Below are 19715 nucleotides of genomic sequence, written 5' to 3'. Positions count from 1 at the left end.
TTTGTAATAGGACATTCTTATTATGTAAGTATTCAAATAAGAATAAACGGGGAAAAACAAGTCAAACTATAAAACAAATAGTCCTATGAAAAATGTATTTTTATCGCTCATGTTTGCAGCATGTCCGGGGATTTTCTTTTCACTTAATGCACAGGGGTATAAAATACCCGAGAAAGTAGTGGTTATCACCAAACAAAACGTAAATGTCCGTCAAGCTCCACAGGCTTCATCAACGGTGTTAGAAAAAGCGTCCAGCGGAGCAATGTATGAATTCGTTTCGCAACAAGGTTCCTGGTATGAAGTCAAAGATGTAAAAACTGGAAACACCGCCTTTATTTCTACTACAGTAGGACGTGTTTCTGCCGGAAATCAAATTGCGAGAACCGATAAAGGATTGGTAGAATCCAATGATTGTCCTCAATTTGTGTATCAAAGACAAGAAAATATACCTGGCGGTGAAAGAAGAACTTCCTATGGTTTTTATCAAAAACAAACAAAGGATGTGGTTTATGCCATAGTTTCACAAACCACAGCTTCTACAACCGGACGAATGTTCACTTCTGAATTTTATTATAAAGGAAAACAAATGGGATGGTATTTGTTTTTTGATGAAGTGGTAGACATGGATGGTGTAGTACAAAATAAGTTAGAAACTCCGACAGTTGTATTCGCCAATGGAACACAAGGAGTCATCATAGATGGAATCACTTATAAAAAGACTAGCAATGAATTCTAATATATTCTAAAGCAGAAATATATAGAAAACATACAGAAATCTGAAGACCTTTGCGTTTCGTCCAAAACGCTTCGATGTTTGAAACAAAACGTAAGGACGTTTCAAGGAAAACGCAAAGGCGTTTAAAAGCAAACGCAAGAACATTTTGAGTGAAACGTCCTTGCGTTTTTTTATGCCTTATTTTATTACCCGGAAATATTCCGGTTTGCGGGGTTTTGCCGGAGCCGGCTCTCCGTCAGGATAACCCAAAGAAAGGGCACCGATTCCCATCAATCCTTCCGGAAGCCCCCACTCTTCCATCAGCTGCTTGCCTTCTTCCGTAGCAAACATTTCCCGTTCGCGGTGAATCCAGCAGCTGCCCAGTCCCAGCGCATGAGCGGCCAGCATCATATTTTCCAGTACGCAACTTCCGTCCTGCACCGGGTTGTTGGCCAGCGAGGGCGCAAACACCAGCACGTAGGTAGGTGCATCGTAATAAGGATTCGAAGTCACTCCCATAATCTCGGCATTCATTTTTGCCAGCCGGGCAAGCACTTCTTTCTTCTGTACAGCCACAATGTAGGGCGACTGCATACCGCGTGAGGTCGGCGCATAAGTACCGGCTTCGAGTACGGCTTTCAACTCTTCATCCGTAATCTGCTCCGGTTTATACTTGCGGCAGCTACGGCGTGTTTCAATTACTTTCAAAAAATCATTTTCCATATTGTCACTCTTATTTTATTCTTAATATTACATTCCTTTTTTATGACTTGCCCTACCGCCGTTTTTTGGACAACAGGGTTTGTACAATAGTCTGCATGAGGTAAGTGCGAACGTCTGTATTCTCCACACATTCCAAAGGGAATCCCAGCACAAAAGTACGATAATCTTCTCCACGATAAACCGTACCGCTACCGTAATTTCCATTGGTATAGGCAAACGCAGAGTAAGCTCCTTCCACCGGCATGACACACTCCATGGATGGAACGGCGTAAATGCTTTCATTGGCTCCACCCTGAATACGGAAGCTTGTACCGGCTCCCTTCACCGGAGCGGAAGAAAGGTTACTGAAACGACCTCCGTACGTGCATTTCAACACGTTCTTGCCGAAATCGTCTTTCTGCAAATTCGCTCCCCACTTCGAACCGCTGACTAGCAAACGGCCTCCCTGACGGCAATAACCGGCCAGTGCTTCTCGCATGGAAGTGGAAAAGGTCTTGGCATCGGCACCACAGATCACATCGACCATGTCATAGTGAGTCAAATCGGTACTTCCACTTTCCAGGGTTTCATCGCTGCATGACACGAACGAATAGCGTCCGGCACGCTGAATGGCCTTGCCATGCACGAATACATAGTCACGGGTATTGCCTGCAATCAGTCTTCCTTCCAAGACATCATCACTTACTCCCAGTCCGTCGCCCGTTTCCAGTCCGGCTTTGTCGCGGTTGAATCCCTGCTGGTATCCGCAATAAGCAGGTGTCTGTCCGTCGGGAATTCCCGGATCGGCCTTCAGGTCGAACCCTTGCAACAGAGCAGAGTTGACTTCTGCCGGTCCCGATGTAGCATCGAACCCGTTGACGATAAGCAGGGTACCTTTACTTCTCTTGGCTTTATAGGCAGACAGAATTTCGGAAGGGAAACTCTCCCCTCCCCGGTTCACGGCCGTCACCTTGAAGCTGTAGACTAGTCCCGGCTCCACTTTCACCGTATATTCCGGCTTACGCACATACACCCCATTATCGAATCCTCCATAACCGATACGTGTATAGACAATGTATCCCTGCGGCTTGGCAGTGGGTTCCATCACATCCTCCACCGGATTCCAGTTCAGCGTAAAGGTATTTTTCTTCTTTCCTTCACAGATGGCAAAGTGATTCACCGGAAGCGGCTGCACCACATAGTCCGTACCGTGCATGGTAGAAAGATACTTCAGCACAGACTTATACACGGAGCGTCCCACCGTAAACTTGAAATCCGGATTATGCCCCCACTTCATATCGGCAAAATTCTGGTGTGAGAGCAGTTCCAGAATCATGGAAGGCACAGCCGGCAGACGGGTTTCACTATAGTTCCGGTTCCACATGCTTCGTCTGGCCCACTGCACGCCAAAACGGGAAGAGATGTCACGCTGCAATCCGGTCAGTACCATGTCGGTCAGGTCGCGCGAAGCATAACGGGATACGCCACTGTTCAGCTTTCCGTCATTGAAATCTGTGGTATAAATGCCCAGCGAACCCACCAGTTCATCATCGGTATTGAATCCGGCATCACTATGCAGTCCCAGTGTCATTTCAAACGGTACCTTCAGTCCTTCTTCCGACGGATTGTATACTGAACCGCCACTCAGGTAATTCACCGTCAGCGAGCGGGCATTAATGTCGTCCGTATAATCATTCTTTCCTTCACTCTTGCTGTATACCGGATAAGGCATTCCGGCCCACTGCGCCCAGTAGCGCGCTCCTTCCAGATAACGGGGGACTCCGCTCACTTGTCCGCCCCGCACAATGTTTCCCATACCGCCACCAAAACGGACGGCATCGGCACAAACCACTCCTTTCTGGGAACTTTCGTTACTCAGCACCACCATGCCGTAGTCGTTCCGTCCTTTATCAAATTCAAAGGTACCTAAATATACCCAAGTTCCCCCTCCCATCTGCTGGTTGACCTTGAACTCTGTCACCCCACCATTATGAAACACCAGGTACTTGGCATCCGACACGCTCTCCGGCAGGGTCTGATAACTTACGTATACCGCATATCTCCCTTTTTCCGGAATATCAGGAATCCATTCAGCAAAAGCCTTTTCCGGCTGTCCCTGAGTAGGAATAAAGCGGGCGGTACCGTCTGTAAACGGATTATAATTGTCGGGATACTGCTGGTATTTCTGGGCAAAACCCGGTTTGTCGGTATCCTGCCAGCGATATTTTTTATCTTCCACTTCCAGATAATGACTGCCTTTTGTGCAGGTATTGTTATCCACAATCACTTCATGACGCTGCCAGTCGCGCTCACGTGGCGTAAAAACCACTGCCCCAGCATTCTCCAGCATCGGAATCAGGTAAGGCACCACGAACGACTGCGTAAACAGGTCTTCCGTAGTACAGAATAGTCTGGGCCGCTGCCAGCGCCACTCATTCCGCTCGTTCCGGTACACCTTTCCATGGCTTTGCCACAAGGCTATATGCCGTCCCTCCAGCCCCCGGCTGATTTCATACGGACGTGACACATTCGTCACCCACGGATTTCCCTTTGCCTCCAGCTTGCCATACAGACGCGTCTTGTCCTGTTTCTTGCGATACGCATTGGGCACCAGGTCTTCAATGAGCTTGCCGTCGGCATACACCTGCAAGGTATAATAATTCACCGGTCCCGGTAGCGACTGTTTCAACAAACGGTAGATAGCCGATACGTTTTCTTCCGTAAACGGCTGATAGCCAAAAGCCGGATTGGCATACACACGCAATACCTTCTTCTCATGCTCCACCTCAAAACGTTCCAGCTTGCACTTACCGATACGGGCATACGAAGTCTCATAACTGGTAAAAAAATCTTTCAGACGTTGCTCTGTGGTCTGTTCCAGACTTTGTCCGGACACCGCCCCTGCCAGGCAAAGAAAGCCCAGCAGCAAAATAGCAAATTTATTCATATACATTCTATAGGGTTGCCACAAAGGTACAAAATATCACAGATTCTTGTTCATCCAAATAAAAAAAGCCGTCCGGCATCTTTCAGATACCAGACGGCCAATGCATTTATTTTCGACTGACTTTTATCAGTTGTTTTCCGGACGAAGTTTACGTACGGTTACTGCAGTCTGCCACATTTCGCTTTCACGCAATGCCTTCAGTTCTGCATTCAGTTTTTCACGATAGTCAGGCTGAGAGTTGCTGTCGATAGAAATCTGAGCTTCGTTTCCTGACTTCACGCTTTGATACAATTTCTGTACAACCGGTTTGATAGCATCGTGGAACGGGCCCATCCAGTCAAGTGCACCACGCTGTGCAGTAGTAGAGCAGTTAGCATACATCCAGTCCATACCGTTCTTTGCAAACAGCGGCATCAATGACTGAGTCAGCTCTTCAACTGTTTCATTGAATGCTTCCGACGGAGTATGTCCGTTTTCACGAAGTACTTCATACTGTGCCAGCAGCAATCCCTGGATAGCTCCCATCAAAGAACCACGTTCGCCAGTCAAGTCAGAAGTAGCTTCACGCTGGAAAGTAGTTTCAAACAAATAACCTGAACCGATACCGATACCCAATGCGATGGTACGTTCGTATGCCTTACCCGTAGCATCCTGGTAGATAGCATAAGAAGAGTTCAAGCCACGGCCTTCCAGGAACATGGTACGCAAAGAAGTACCTGAACCTTTCGGAGCTACCATGATTACATCTACATCTGTCGGAGGAACTACGCCAGTACGGTCATTCCAAGTGATGGCGAAACCGTGAGAGAAGTACAGTGCTTTTCCTGCAGTCAGACAAGGCTTGATAGTAGGCCATACAGAAATCACAGCTGCATCCGACAACAAACACATAATTATAGTAGCTTTCTGGCAAGCTTCTTCAATGCTGAACAAAGTTTCTCCCGGTACCCATCCGTCAGCCACAGCTTTGTCATAGGTCTTACCCTGACGCTGTCCGACAATGACGTTGAAACCGTTGTCACGCAGGTTCAAAGACTGGCCCGGTCCCTGTACACCGTAACCGATAACTGCAATGGTTTCGTCTTTCAATACTTCACGTGCTTTTTCCAATGGAAACTCTTCGCGGGTCATTACATTTTCAATAACTCCGCCAAAATTCATTTGTGCCATAATTTTCTTACAATCTTTTTACGCAGCCTGAAGCTGCTAGTTGTTAGTATAATGTTAATCTCTAAAAATCACTTTACTCCGGACTACGACCTCCGAGCCGTTTTTCTTCACCTCTACATCGTATTCGTTTTCGCCCGTCTGCTCCCGATAGAAGCTCAAGGTATCTCCGTAATAACTTTCAGCCACATAGGCCATCTCAAACCTACGGATACGCTTTTCACGGAACATTTCCATAGGGAACAAATCCAGAATATGCTCGATGTACTTGATACTGTTCACGTGGCCGTTCAAGTCAATGTCACTGTATTTCACCTGACATTCGCCCACCAGCTCCGGATGACTCACCTTGATGCGTCCGGGTTTGTCAATCGGACAGTCCTTCACGCACACATAGTCAACTATCGACCCGCCGTGCAGTGTCAGCAAATCGGCCGGCTTGCGGGTTTCCATACTGATCATGGCCCATATCGAACGAGCATAACCAATGGCTTTTCCGTCTTTATCCAGGATGGCAAAATTTCGGTCCGTAAACAGACGGTACACATTTTCCACCCACGTCTGTATGGAGAAACTTTCGTATGCGCGAGGCATATCCTCCAGTTCAATTGCCAGTCGGGAAAGTACCCACGTGTAATGATTCTCATTCAGCGTGGCAATACCAAATCCTCTGTCGGCTGCATGAAACCCGGCGCAGTTCAGCAAATGGTTGCCCAATACGCCCATGGTCAGCCGTTCCATAAAATCCACATGAAACGGTTCGGCTACAAACCGGTAAGTTCCAACTTTACTGTCCTCTGTCATATCTCAATCTTTTTGATTCTGATACCGTTCTTCGCGGTGTGCCAGGTACTCATTCACCCGTTCAAAGCAACTTGTCGAAACGGCAATACGCCCGGAGCGTACAAACTGCAACACACAGTTCAGCTGTTTCAGTTCCTGATACAACGACGTGATGTCATCGCTCATTCCCACCATTTCCACGATTGAAAAAGTAGGATTCACCTCTACGATATGAGCACTGTAACGACGAATCACCTTCGAAGCTTCCGGATTGGCCTGAAACTCCGGAGTAGCAACCTTGTACATGGCTACTTCACGCTGGAAAATCTCCTTATCCGTGAAATAATGCGCCTGAATCACGTCTATCTTCTTCTCGATTTGTGTCACCACCTTATCTATCACATCTGGAGTAGTCCAGCAAGTAATGGTATATTTGTGCACTCCCTTTATGGAAGAAGCCGACACATTCAGACTTTCAATGTTTATCTGACGACGGGTAAACACAGCCGTAATCTGATTCAATATACCGGCAATGTTTTCCGAATGAACGATGATTGTATATAAAGTCTTGTTGCTATTCATAATTCACCTCCTTCTCCTCTCAACATTCCATTAACATATAGTTGACCGAACTTCCCGGAGGAGTCATCGGCAACACGTTTCCTTCTTCTACCACACAAACCTCCAACAGGAAAGGACCGTCGGTCGACAACATTTCCTGAATGCCGTCGTTCAGTTCCTCACGGCTCATCACTCTTCGTGAAGCAATTCCATAAGCCGAAGCAATCTGCATGTAATCCGGATTCATCATCGGAGTAAAGGAGTAACGGCGATTAAAGAACATAGCCTGCCACTGACGCACATTACCCAAGTAATTGTTGTTCATCAATATAATCTTAACCGGAGACTTCTGTTCCATCACCGTACCCAGTTCCTGCATGGTCATCTGTAAACCTCCGTCACCCATAAAGGCACACACCGTACGATCCGGACGACCGAATGTCGCACCAATGGCAGCCGGAAGACAGAAGCCCATGGTTCCCATACCACCGGAAGTGACGATACTGCGAGGTTTAGTGAATTTGAAATAACGGCAAGCCATCATCTGGTTCTGACCTACATCGGTCACCAGAATCGCTTCATTATGGGTAGCTTCGCTGACTGCATTTACCACTTCACCCATATTAATCGGTCCGTCCTTCGGGAATACTTCTTTTTCGATTACCTGATTGAATTCCTTCTCCTCGTATGGCTTGAAACTTGCAATCCATTCCTCATGTTTCTGCGGCTGAATCAATTCAGTAAGTAAAGACAAGGTGCGTTTGCAGTTTCCTAATACCGGTACATCTACCGCCACATTCTTTCCGATTTCTGAAGGGTCTACATCCAGATGAATTATTTTGGCCTGCTTGGCGTACGTTTCCAGTTTTCCCGTCACACGGTCATCGAAACGCATACCTACGGCAATCAGCACATCACATTCGTTGGTCTTCACATTCGGGCCTAAATTACCGTGCATACCCAGCATACCTTTATTCAGGCGATGATTGCTTGGCAAAGCCGACAAACCCAGCAAGGTGCATCCACACGGGATATCTGCCTTTTCTACAAAATTTTGCAACTCTTTCTGAGCATTACCCAATTCTACTCCCTGGCCAACCAGCACCAACGGACGTTTAGCTGCATTGATTAAGGCAACCGCCTCAGCTACTGCCGTAGAATCAGTTTCAGGATCCGGGTCATAACTGCGAATGAAATCGACGTTTACCGGCTCATAATCCGTCATGTCCACCTGCGCATTCTTGGCAAAGTCGAGTACCACCGGTCCCGGACGTCCACTACGTGCGATATAAAACGCACGAGCCACTGCCCAAGCCACATCCTCCGCACGGCGAATCTGATAGCTCCATTTGGAAATCGGCTGCGTCACGCCCACCAAGTCAACTTCCTGAAAGGCATCCGTACCCAACAACCCAGCTCCCACCTGACCGGCAATCACCACAATCGGTGTACTGTCAATCATGGCATCGGCTATTCCTGTAATGGTATTGGTAGCCCCCGGACCACTTGTCACCAGGCAAACACCCACTTCTCCCGATACACGGGCAAAACCTTGAGCCGCATGTGCAGCCCCTTGTTCATGACGAACCAGAATGTGATTCAATCTGTCGCGATGGTCATACAACGCATCGAATACCGGCATGATAGCCCCTCCCGGATAGCCGAAAAGCGTCTTCACACCTTCATGCTCCAAAGAGCGCATCAATGCTTCCGAACCTGATATTTTTTCTTTACTCATAAGCCTCTCTTTATTCTACGATTCTCACTCCACCTTTATCTGCTGAACTCACCATGCTGGCGTATGCCTTAAGTGCCTTCGAAACTTTCCGGTCGCGTGTCACCGGTGTCATCGGACGCTGAGCCAGTTCTTCATCCGAGAGCTTCACATTGATAGAGCGGTTAGGAATATCTATTTCAATGATGTCACCATCTACAATCTTACCGATGTTACCTCCGGCAGCAGCTTCCGGAGAAATATGTCCGATACTCAGTCCGGAAGTTCCTCCACTGAAACGTCCGTCGGTAATCAGCGCACATTCTTTACCCAAATGTTTGGATTTAATATAAGAGGTAGGATACAGCATCTCCTGCATACCCGGACCACCTTTCGGACCTTCGTGAGTAATGACTACTACATCGCCGCTCACAACCTTACCTCCCAAGATTCCCTCACAGGCAGCTTCCTGTGAATCGAACACCTTGGCCGGTCCGGAGAACTTCCAGATGCTTTCATCTACTCCGGCTGTTTTTACCACACAGCCATCCTGTGCGATGTTTCCTTTCAATACAGCCAAGCCACCATCCTTGCTGTACGCATGCTGCAAATCGCGGATACATCCGTTGGCACGGTCGGTATCCAGTTCCTTATAAGTGGCATTCTGTGCGCCTAACTGAATACAGAACTTTCCGCCCGGTGCACTTGAATAAATGCGCTGTGCTTCTGCATCGACTTCCGGTACACAAACAGCATATTTTGCAATAGCTTCCGCCAGTGTCGTACCGTCTACACGGCGAACCGTAGTATCCAGCAATCCGCCTTTGGCCAGTTCACCCAGAATGTTCAGGATACCTCCGGCACGGTTCACATCCTGAATGTGGTACTTCTGTGTATTGGGAGCCACCTTGCAAAGACAAGGCACCCGACGTGACAACATATCAATGTCGTCCATCTTGAAATCCACCTCCGCTTCGTGAGCCACAGCCAGCAGGTGAAGCACCGTATTGGTAGAACCACCCATGGCAATGTCGAGCGTCATGGCGTTCAGAAAAGCCTGACGAGTGGCGATACTGCGTGGCAGCACACTGTCGTCTCCTTCCTCATAATATTTATAAGCATTCTTTACAATCAATGCGGCTGCATCCTTGAACAACTGCTTACGGTTGGCATGAGTAGCCAAGATGGTACCATTTCCCGGAAGTGCCAGACCGATGGCCTCATTCAGGCAGTTCATAGAGTTGGCAGTAAACATACCCGAGCAGCTTCCGCATCCCGGACAAGCATGACGTTCAATTTCAGCTACGTCTTCATCGCTCACCGTAGAATCGGCCGACTTAATCATGGCATCAATCAAATCCAGATGCTGTCCGCCCCACTCTCCAGCCTCCATCGGTCCGCCAGACACGAACACAGTAGGAATATTCAGACGCATGGACGCCATCAGCATCCCCGGGGTAATTTTGTCACAGTTGGAGATACATACCATCGCATCTGCCTTGTGTGCATTCACCATATATTCTATGCTGTCGGCGATGATGTCGCGCGAAGGCAAAGAATACAACATTCCGTCATGCCCCATCGCGATTCCGTCGTCGATGGCAATGGTATTAAATTCAGCCGCAAAGCATCCCAGCTTCTCAATTTCTGCCTTGACCTGCTGACCGATTTCATGCAGGTGAGTATGCCCCGGTACAAATTGTGTAAAAGAATTCACGATGGCGATAATCGGTTTTCCCATCATTTCCTTTTTCATTCCATTGGCCACCCACAACGCTCTGGCACCTGCCATGCGGCGACCTTCCGTGCTCATCGAACTACGTAACTGATGTTTCATTTTCCTCACTCTTTAATTAAAAAGCCTCTCTCATCGTCTGGTGAGAAAGGCTTTCCATATTATCATAACTGCATGATTACATACACGAAACCTTCTCACCTCTTGGTGCCACGACCACGACGCGAATAATATGCAGGACTGCCAGGTTTACCAATGTATTCAGTGTAATCATATCTGTCTCTTCTCGTTTTTTGTTTACAGATGCAAAGGTAAAGGGTTTTTTGTAACATGCAAATAAAATGACACTTTTTTTTCGAATAAATTATTATTCGTAAGAAACAACACATTTTTTGTTGTCAGTTTATCACCTCCATTATTTCTATATACTATATATATTCCTACTGCTTCTCCCCCTACAAACCTCCACGCTTTCAACTTTTCTCCTCCTACAGAAAGACCTTTTTCAACATTCATTTATTTAAGAATTCCTCTCGATATACCTTATTTTATTTCATTTAAAGAAACCAATTCTTATTCTTTTTTAATATCTGCGCGTTTTTTAGAAAAAACATTTGTATATTGATGATTTTTTATATCTTTGCCACCAATTAAAATTCAACTTTAAAAACAACTAAAGCTATGAAACATTTTGGAAAAATGATTGTTGGTGCTTGCACCGTTTTAACCTTAACTTGTACACCTGCTCAATTGCTTGCTCAAAGCCTTTCACCTTCCACTCAGTGGGAATGGAACAAAGGTACCATCGTTATAAAATCTCCAGAACGCCCTACAGGTCAGGAATCCGTAATCGGTTTGACTGTACCTAAAATGAACGTTGTACGTGTAGGTTTCGTAGGACTGGGAATGCGTGGTCCGGGAGCTGTGGAACGTTTCACTCACATTGCCGGAACTAAAATCGTAGCTTTGTGCGACTATGAAAAAGAACGTGCAGAAAGATGTCAGAAATACCTTCAGAAAGCTTGTCTGCCCGAAGCTGCAGTATATTCAGGCGCAGAAGGATATAAAGCACTCTGTGAACGCGAAGACATTGACCTGGTATACATTGCAGCCGACTGGGATCACCACTTCCCGATTGCCAAATATGCCATGGAACATGGAAAGAACGTAGCCATCGAAGTTCCGTCGGCTATGAATCTGGAACAGTGCTGGGAACTTATCAACCTGTCTGAAACCACTCGCAAGCACTGCATGATTCTGGAAAACTGCTGCTATGACTGGTTCGAAATGAACACCCTGAACATGGCACAGCAGGGAGTATTCGGAGAAGTACTTCGCGCACAAGGAGCTTACATCCACAACCTGGATGATTTCTGGCCTTACTACTGGAAAAACGGAAAAGAAGACAAACTGGGATGGCGCTTGCGTTACAACAAAGAAAACCGTGGCGACGTATACGCTACTCACGGCCTTGGCCCTGTAGCTCAGGCATTGAATATTCACCGTGGTGACCGTATGACTACCCTGGTAGCAATGGATACGAAATCGGTACACGGAAAAGCATTGGTAGAAAAAGCAACCGGCGAACCTTGCGATGAATTCCGTAACGGTGACCACACTACTACACTTATCCGTACAGAAAACGGTAAAGTAATCGAAATCCAGCACAACGTAATGAATCCTCAGCCTTACAACCGTCTATATCAGCTGACAGGAACAAAAGGATTCGCTAATAAATATCCGGTAGAAGGCTATGCAGTAGACGCTGCTCAGATGAAAGCTTCTGGCGTACAGCCGAAAGTAGACAACCTGAGTTCTCACTCATTCCTTCCGGAAAAAGAAATGGAAGCACTGGTCAACAAATACCAGCATCCTATCTTGAAGAAATACGGTGAAATGGCAAAAGAAGTAGGTGGACACGGTGGTATGGACTTCATCATGGACAGCCGTATGGTATACTGTCTGCAGAACGGTCTGCCATTGGATATGGACGTATACGACTTGGCTGAATGGTGTGCATTGGCCGAACTGGGAGCCATCTCTATGGACAACGGATGTGCAGCTGTAGCATTCCCCGACTTTACTCGCGGACACTGGAACGACGTGAAAGGCTTCCACCATGCATTTGCTACTCCGGAAGATGAAGCTGCTGCCGAACTGGCTGCTGAAACTGCTACCCTTTCACTCAAAGCACAGGGTATGAAGGAATGGTTGGCAAAATCAAAGAAAGCTGAAGTATCAAAAGAAGAAGCTGAAGCACGCGTAAAACAACTTTCTACTCAGTTGGAAAAGACACAGAAGAAAGCTAACGGTGCTGAAAGCAAGGAACTGAAAGATGCCGTAAAACAAGCAGAAAAGATGCTGAAACAAGCTCAGAAAATGCTGAAATAATCATATTTTACCAAAGGTATTAGTTCCTATATACCTAAAACTAAAGGCCGGTCTCAATTTTGAGAATCCGGCCTTTTTTATGCGGCTATCGTAAGATACGACATACTTCTTTAATTAAAAAGAATCCAGTATAATGAATACTTCAAAAAATATCTCGGTACATTTATATTTATAATAGAATTTATACCTTTGATTGCAATATTACTTTTCTGATAGTCCCCGACACACTAAGTATCGGCAGATAGATAAAGATACCGATAACCGACATAACCAGTCCACCGATGGTTCCGGCGGCCAGCGGGAACCAGAACGGGGTCTTGTCGCCTATCATGAACGGCACGAATCCGAGGATGGTCGACATCACCGTCAGGAAGATGGGAATGACCTTCACATTCCATGCCTTGGTATAGGCCCTCAGCGGTGGCAGCCCCGGGAAATTCCTGCGAATGGCATTATACTCGTTCAGGATGTAGATGCTTGCGTTCACCGTAATACCGCACAGCAGCACGAAGGAAGCGAAACCTCCCTGGTCGAAGTTCAGTCCGAACAGATAAAACGTGAGGAACACCCCGATATACGACACCGGAATCACGAAGATGATGGCCAGCGGCTGGATCAGCGAGTTAAAGAGGATGGCCGATATGAAGAAGATAATGGAAATGACAATCAGCAGCAGGAAATACTGGCTGTGGTCTTCCTTCCCCCAGCTCCAGTAGACACTGTCACTCTCCACGGTATACCCCATCGGAAGGCGTTTCCGGAGGGTCTCGATGTCCTTCTCCAGCAGTTTCTTGCCCTGTTCCGACGAGCCGATATACTCATATTGCAGGCAGAGCCTGTACTGCTGGTTCTCCTTGGCCACCTGTTTCGGGGCCTGCCCTTTCGCCAGCACGGCCAGATCAGAGAGCTTGTACTGCTTGCCCTTCACCAGAAACGGCACCGACATGAAAGCCCATACATCATAGTCCCGACTCTGGGCGGACGACAGCCGCAGATACTCCACGCCGTTGTCGTAAAGGATGCTGCCCGCCAGCTGGTCGCGCATGAATACCGGACGCAGCACCGCAAACAGGTCGTAGGCCGTCAGGTTCTCCTCCGCCATCCTGCGCTTGTCAAACTCCAGATAGAACTCCGTATAGTCGTCCTTCCACCACGAGAACTCCGAACTGACGGTCACCTCCTTGATGCGGCGGTGGGAAAGCAGCAGCTTCTTCATCTTCTCAGCCCAGCGGCCCAGCTCGTCGTAGTTGTAGCCGTACATCTTTACGCGGAAACTGCCGGCACTCTCCCGCACGTCGTTGCTGAAGCCCTGGTCCTGCAATCCGTACACGCTCCAGCTTCCCCCGCCCAGGGTCAGCGACTTGCTCACCACGTCCGACTTCAGCACATAGGGAAAGCCCGTATGGCTGTACTCCTTCTTGAAGAACACCTGGATACTCGCCCGGCGCGCATTGTACACCGATGTCTGGAACTGGCGTATCTCCTTGAACCCGCTCAGGTAGGTCTCCATCTTCTTGATCAGCACGTTCATCTGCTCCAGCGTACTGCCGTTGGGCAGGGTGGCGTTGATATACAGCACCACCTCGCTCTCGTCACGGTTGAAGTAGCTGCCGTCGTACACCTTCTCGGCAAAGAGACGGAGAGAACCGCCCAGCACCTTGTCCACTACAGGCTTGATGTCTTCCCGGTAGGTCGTATTGTCGAAAATCTTATTATACCATTCCGCCCATGCCCCCTTCTGCTCCGCATCCTCTATCTTCTCCGGAAGCATGAACACCGGAAGTCCGAAACCGAGCACCAGCAGAAGGAAGGCGACCGCCCGATAGCGGCTCAGCAGCACGATCATCCCCCGGTAAAAGCGGGTGAAATGCACGGCCCCCCGCTTCACCCACAGCCGCGGATGCGCCGGCTTTCCCCTTTGCAGACCGATTTTCTCTATCATCGGAGGCACGAAGAACAGGGCCACCAGCAGCGAGATGCCCAGGTTGACAATCACCACCGCCGCAAAGTCCTGCAGGTTCAGGCGTATCTTCTCGTCGAGGAAGAAGATGATGACCAGCGCCCCGATGGTAGTCAGCGTGGCCGCCAGCACCGACATGAACGCCTTCAGGTTGCGCCTTCTCAGAATATGGTCGGTCATGACGATGATGTTGTCTATCACCAGGTTCAGCGAGATGGTGATGCCCGCCAGCGAATAAAGCTGAATTTCCAGCCCCAGCGCATAATAAAGGATGACGGCCACGGCAATGTTCACCGCCAGCCCGGCCACTATCAGGAAAAGATACCGCAGGTTGCGCGTAATCACCGCCACGAACAGCAACAGGATCAGCACGGTGATTCCCGTACGGAAATAAATCGTGTCCAGCTCCTTCGAGATGTATTCCGTGGCATCATAGCCCGTATGGATTTCGTACCCGGCCGGCATCACGGCCTCCGCTTCGGCTATCACCTTCCTGACCTTCTCCGCCAGGGCCAGCTGGTTGGCCGTTTCCGAGGCGGTGACGGACAGATACACCGAGTTCAGCCCGTTGATGCGGTAGTACGATGTGGGTTCCTCCTCCGTGCGCGTCACCCTGACCAGCCGGTCCAGCGGCACCATGCTCCCGTCGGCCGCCTTCACCGCAATCTCCGAAGGGACAAACCCCTCCGGACTGCCTTCGGTGGTACGCACCAGCCGTATCCATTCCGTCCCGCGGGCCGTCTCCAGCTCACAAATCCCCAGAAACTCCCGGCCGTACCTCTCCTCAATGGCGGTCAGGATATCCTGCACCCCCACCCCGATACGCTCCAGCTGCACATTGTCGTACACGATACGCCACTCCATGGGCGTGGCACCGCTCAGTTCCACCTTATACACCCCGTCCAATGCCGCAACCAGCGGCTTGATGTGCTCCTCGCCGTACTTCTGTATCACGATGGGCGTGGCGGGAGCGTTCAGCGTGTAGGTCATGAAAGGACGCGAGGCGTTCCCGTCGCTCCGCTGCGTGGAGATGAGCGGATAACTCACCCCTTCGGGAAGCTGCGCCCACAACTGCCGGATAAGGGTGGACACCTCAAAGCGGGTCACCCCGATATCCGCATGGCGGTCCAGCTCCATGTCGATGCGCCCGCCCCCGTTGTCGGAAGTGGAACTGATGCTACGGATACCGTTCACCCGGGCCAGCATGCCCTCCAGACGGCTGGTGACCTCCGTCTCCACCACCCGGGCCGAATTGCCAGGCATGGAGAACGACACCGACAGCCCCGGCATGTCGCGCGAAGGCGAGAGCTTCACCGGCAGCAGAGGCGCCAGCGCCAGTCCCACCAGCGACAGGCACACGAACGTCACTATCAGGGTGAACGACGACCAGACCAGCGGCCGGCCTTCTGTTTTCTCTTTCCTGCTCATAGCCCCTTCATCTCAAACGGTTCTCAAAATCAAAACGGTCGGAAAGTGACATGCCCGTCTCAAAGTCGTGCAGCGTGAGCTTGCGGATCTTGTAGTAGTTCAGCCAGTAGTTCTGGAGCGCCTGTATGTAGTTCTTCCGCGCCTCCTGCTGGCGGTTCAGGGCCAGCGTCAGGCTGCTGATGTCCGACTTGCCGATGATGAAACGCCTGCGCGTCTGGTCGTAGGCCAGCTCCGCCAGGTCGAGCGCCTCCGAGGCACTGGCTATCAGGTCCTGCTGCACGTTGAAGTCACTCACCGTCATCATCACGTCTTCCTCCAGGCTGATTTCTTCCTGACGGGCGGCAATCTTCACCACATTCAGATTATTCTTGGCCATGTTGTACTTGCCCTTTCTCACGCCCCAGTCTACCAGCGGAATGGAAACCGTGAACGACACCAGGTCCTGCTGAAGCAGGTTCCGGTACGCCGCACTGAAGTTGTCGGCCACCTGGTTGAAGCCCACGCTGGCATTGAAACTGGCGTTGAAGCGCGACTCCTTCCGCGTGCGGTCCACCTCACGCTCCGCCTCCAGCACGTTCTGGCGCTGTTCCAGGTACGTCGGATTGTTCTCCCGCGCCAGCACCATGGCCCGGTCGGCCGGCACGTCAACATACCGCGGACGCGACGGAAGCTCCAGCTCGATGTACGCGTTGCGGTCCAGGTTCAGGAAGGTAGCCAGGGCCGACATCGCACGCTTGCGCGCGATCTCCGCATTCTTCAGCGTGTTGCGCGCGTTCACCTTGTCCAGCTTCAGCGTCAGCAGGTCAGCCTGTGAGATGGCCGCAATCTTCTGGCGCTGCTCCCCGACGGCATACAGCGTATCGGTGGTGGCCACATTGTCCCGCGCCAGCTCATAATCGGCCTGCGCCATGGCAAGGGTAAAGAAATAGCTTACCGCTTCCTCCGACACGCTCTCTGCATTGTAGAGATACTGCTTCTTCACCTTCTCAAACTTCAAAGGCTCTATCTTCCGGTCCCAACGGAAGGCATTGAAGCCCAGCAGTTCCTGCTGGTAGCCTATACGGAAAGGGATGCTGGAAAACTGCGTCGATTTCGTATCGCCGAAGTTCCGCATGTAGTCCAGCTGCGTGTCCACATAGAACGTACCGCCCAGCAGGTCGAAGTTCTGCGCCACACTCAGCCCCGCGCTGGCGCTCAGCATCTGCTGCTCGCGGTACACGTCGACATTCTCCTGCGAGTCGTAACGCTGCGTGATGTAGCGGTAATACTGCGCCGGGGTCATGTTCAGCGTGAGGCTCGGCAGACGCGCCGCCTTGTAGCTGCGGTACTCCCAGTAGCCCGACAGGTACATGTTCTGATAACGGAAAGCCGACAGCGAGCTGTCGTTGGCCATCGTGATGGTCTCCTTCAAATCCAGTCGCAGCACGTGCTGGGCCTTCATTCCCGCCGCACAGAGCAGCAGGAACAGTATGCTAAATCTTCTTGACTTCATGTTTTCTATAGATAAACCAGTAAATAAGCGGAATGACAAAAAGGCTGATGACGAGGCCCACCATCATGGTGCCGATCATCGCCACCGAAAGCGGACGCTGCATTTCCGAACCCAGGTCGGACGTGAAGAGCAGGGGCACCATGGCGAACACCGTGGTCAACGTCGTCATGATGATGGCCCTCAGCCTCCGGTGTCCGGCCGTATGGATGGCCTCCAGCAACGGCATGCCTTCCCTGCGCAGCTCGTTGATGGAGTCCAGCTTCAGGATGGAGTCGTTCACCACGATACCGCAGGAAACGATGATGCCGATGGCCGACATCAGGTTCATGGTATGCCCCGTGGCCCACAGCAGCACCAGTCCGAAGGCGATGTCCATCGGAATCTCCGCCAGCACGATTAGCGGCTGGAGGAAGCTCTCAAACTGGGCGCAGAGGATGAAATACATCAGCAGCACCGAGATGAACAGAATCACCGTCAGCTCTCCCATCATCTTCCTGTTCGAAAAGAAGCTTCCGCCGAACGACACCTCCCAGCGGCTGTCACCATCGACCGCCCTGCGTATGCCGTCCATCACCTGCGGCACATCCTTCACCTCATAGAAATTCACCGGAATGTACTCCCCGTTGCGTCCGGCGGTAATCTCCTTCAGGTCCTCTCCGGGAACGATGCGCACCAGCTCACGCAGCGGGATGTAGTTCCTTTCTCCCGAAGCCGCGTCCGTCCGGGTCTCCACCAGCGTCTCCGCCAGGATGCGGTTCACGCTCATCTCCCTTCCGGCGATGCCGATGGGCAGATACTGCTGGTACGAACGCAGGGTAGAGACCTGGTTGTCCTTCAAGGCCGTACGGAGTACCCTCACCACCTCGTTATAGTCCACATTGTACAGGAGCAGGCGGCTGCGGTCCACCTCCATGTCCAGCTGGCTGCGGAAAGGCGTGCCCTCGGGCGCACAGCCGGTCTCCCGGGCCATGGCATCCTCTATCTCCCGCACTTCCCCCGCCTCCGGAACCGATGCGCGGTCGGCCCTGCGGAGCTGCGCCACCAGGTCGGGTTCCCCCGTAACGAAAAGCTTCTCGAAGATAGTCACCGGCGGCGAAAAAGTCACTACAGCCGCAGGGTAATCCTTCCGGACGGCCTTTTCCAGAAATCCGGTCAGTACCGGAATCTGCTCCGGCTCCGCCGTCCGGAAATACAATTCCGCCTCGGAAGTGGAAAGTTCGTTCTCCGTGCCCAGCAGATAGTCCTGCATGCCCACGTAGGCCGTATGCTCCACCACCAGCGAATCGGCCTGGGCCAGCATGGCGTTCACCTATGGGGCATAGAACGAAGCGGTTTTTTCAATGATCGGGGAAAATGGGCGAAAGGCTTTGAGAACCAAAGGGTTTAGGTGTGGTCTGGAAAATGGGCTGAATATTTCGAAGCGGTTTTTTCCTTTACATGGGCTTACATCTGCTTTACGTTTGAGGAGCTTTTCTTCGGATCTCCGGGCGATTGCTTTACATTGGGCTTGCAGATGGGGCTAAAACGGCCTGGAAAGGCTTTGTTTTCGGCTGTGTGGCTGTTTTATGGCTGGGTTGATGGATTTTGTTATATGATGATGTGAACGGCTGTGTGGCCGTTTTTTTGTGCATATTTTAAAATGTAATGCCTTAAAATTCTTCCAAATAAGCATTATTTGGTATATTTGCAGCATAATAGAAACGAATATGGCAAAAGTGATTCATGTGCATTTGCTGCATAAAATAGACGGGACGAAGCAGAAAGACTGGTATTTCAGCAGTATATCGGCTGTTTATACGGTTCTGACGGCAGATCAGGTGGGAGCAACCAAGAACTACCTGCTTCATGCCGGGCTGTCTGGTAACGGCACAATATGCACGAAAAAGGCTATAATTAAGCAATCTACGCTCATTTCGGGCGGTAGTAAGGGCAATGGTTAGAACGACATAATAACGCCGTTAGAAAGGCTTGTAGGCGTTATTTCTTTGAATGCTGATTGGGGAGCTTATGGCTCCCCTTTTTTATGCCCTTACGGGTGGTAATTTAGAGTTTAGGGTTACTATTACGGTTACTGTTTAGGGTTACTACTTTAATGAGTTTAGGGTTACTTTTAGGGTTAC

At 50.1% G+C, this 19715-nt stretch carries 13 protein-coding genes and 1 pseudogene; 3 read left to right on the top strand and 11 right to left on the bottom strand.

Features of this window, described 5'->3' with window-relative positions; all coding sequences use genetic code 11:
• Positions 1–85 precede the first annotated feature (85 nt).
• Entirely contained in the window at positions 86–736 is a 651-nt protein-coding gene (locus BACPLE_RS12710) for an SH3 domain-containing protein (protein ID WP_007562585.1), read from the top strand.
• Positions 737–913: 177 nt separating this feature from the next.
• Here BACPLE_RS12710 and BACPLE_RS12705 read toward each other — a convergent pair whose 3' ends face one another.
• From BACPLE_RS12705 to BACPLE_RS12670, 8 genes are all read right to left on the bottom strand, one after another.
• A complete protein-coding gene (locus BACPLE_RS12705) occupies positions 914–1438 on the bottom strand; it encodes a nitroreductase family protein (protein ID WP_007562582.1) in 525 nt (174 codons plus the stop codon).
• A gap of 52 nt (positions 1439–1490) precedes the next feature.
• Entirely contained in the window at positions 1491–4364 is a 2874-nt protein-coding gene (locus BACPLE_RS12700; RefSeq protein ID WP_040313175.1) for a golvesin C-terminal-like domain-containing protein, read from the bottom strand.
• Between the two features lie 126 nt (positions 4365–4490).
• Positions 4491–5534, bottom strand: coding sequence for a ketol-acid reductoisomerase (gene ilvC, locus BACPLE_RS12695; protein ID WP_007562578.1), 1044 nt, complete (start codon positions 5532–5534; stop codon positions 4491–4493).
• 54 nt (positions 5535–5588) lie between these two features.
• The gene (locus BACPLE_RS12690; RefSeq protein ID WP_007562576.1) at positions 5589–6335 is read right to left on the bottom strand and encodes an acyl-[acyl-carrier-protein] thioesterase; all 747 of its coding nucleotides are present in this window, start codon (positions 6333–6335) and stop codon (positions 5589–5591) included.
• 3 nt (positions 6336–6338) lie between these two features.
• Positions 6339–6896 carry an acetolactate synthase small subunit gene (ilvN, locus tag BACPLE_RS12685; protein ID WP_007562574.1) on the bottom strand — a complete coding sequence of 186 codons (558 nt, stop codon included), beginning with the start codon at positions 6894–6896 and terminating at the stop codon, positions 6339–6341.
• A gap of 19 nt (positions 6897–6915) precedes the next feature.
• The gene (gene ilvB, locus BACPLE_RS12680) at positions 6916–8613 is read right to left on the bottom strand and encodes a biosynthetic-type acetolactate synthase large subunit (protein ID WP_007562572.1); all 1698 of its coding nucleotides are present in this window, start codon (positions 8611–8613) and stop codon (positions 6916–6918) included.
• 10 nt (positions 8614–8623) lie between these two features.
• On the bottom strand, positions 8624–10426 hold the full coding sequence (ilvD, locus tag BACPLE_RS12675; RefSeq protein ID WP_040313130.1) for a dihydroxy-acid dehydratase: 1803 nt from the start codon (positions 10424–10426) through the stop codon (positions 8624–8626).
• A gap of 195 nt (positions 10427–10621) precedes the next feature.
• Positions 10622–10840, bottom strand: coding sequence for a hypothetical protein (locus tag BACPLE_RS12670; protein WP_007562569.1), 219 nt, complete (start codon positions 10838–10840; stop codon positions 10622–10624).
• Positions 10841–11005: 165 nt separating this feature from the next.
• Here BACPLE_RS12670 and BACPLE_RS12665 point away from each other — a divergent pair, with 165 nt between their 5' ends.
• Positions 11006–12715, top strand: coding sequence for a Gfo/Idh/MocA family oxidoreductase (locus BACPLE_RS12665; protein WP_007562568.1), 1710 nt, complete (start codon positions 11006–11008; stop codon positions 12713–12715).
• A gap of 181 nt (positions 12716–12896) precedes the next feature.
• Here the strand turns inward: BACPLE_RS12665 and BACPLE_RS12660 are convergent, their stop codons facing one another.
• From BACPLE_RS12660 to BACPLE_RS12650, 3 genes and pseudogenes are all read right to left on the bottom strand, one after another.
• Positions 12897–16103 carry an efflux RND transporter permease subunit gene (locus BACPLE_RS12660; protein WP_007562566.1) on the bottom strand — a complete coding sequence of 1069 codons (3207 nt, stop codon included), beginning with the start codon at positions 16101–16103 and terminating at the stop codon, positions 12897–12899.
• Positions 16104–16110: 7 nt separating this feature from the next.
• Entirely contained in the window at positions 16111–17595 is a 1485-nt protein-coding gene (locus BACPLE_RS12655) for a TolC family protein (RefSeq protein ID WP_007562565.1), read from the bottom strand.
• Positions 17576–18904 (bottom strand): annotated as a pseudogene (locus tag BACPLE_RS12650) (efflux RND transporter permease subunit); the annotation flags it as partial. The gene BACPLE_RS12655 and the pseudogene BACPLE_RS12650, both read right to left, overlap by 20 nt.
• A gap of 397 nt (positions 18905–19301) precedes the next feature.
• Here BACPLE_RS12650 and BACPLE_RS12640 point away from each other — a divergent pair.
• On the top strand, positions 19302–19535 hold the full coding sequence (locus BACPLE_RS12640; RefSeq protein WP_007562558.1) for a hypothetical protein: 234 nt from the start codon (positions 19302–19304) through the stop codon (positions 19533–19535).
• The last annotated feature ends 180 nt before the right edge of the window (positions 19536–19715 follow it).

The organism is Phocaeicola plebeius DSM 17135, from assembly GCF_000187895.1.
In the GTDB taxonomy this organism is placed as follows: domain Bacteria; phylum Bacteroidota; class Bacteroidia; order Bacteroidales; family Bacteroidaceae; genus Phocaeicola; species Phocaeicola plebeius.
The sequence above is the reverse complement of the archived record's forward strand: the minus strand, read 5'-3'. Positions and strand labels throughout refer to the sequence as shown.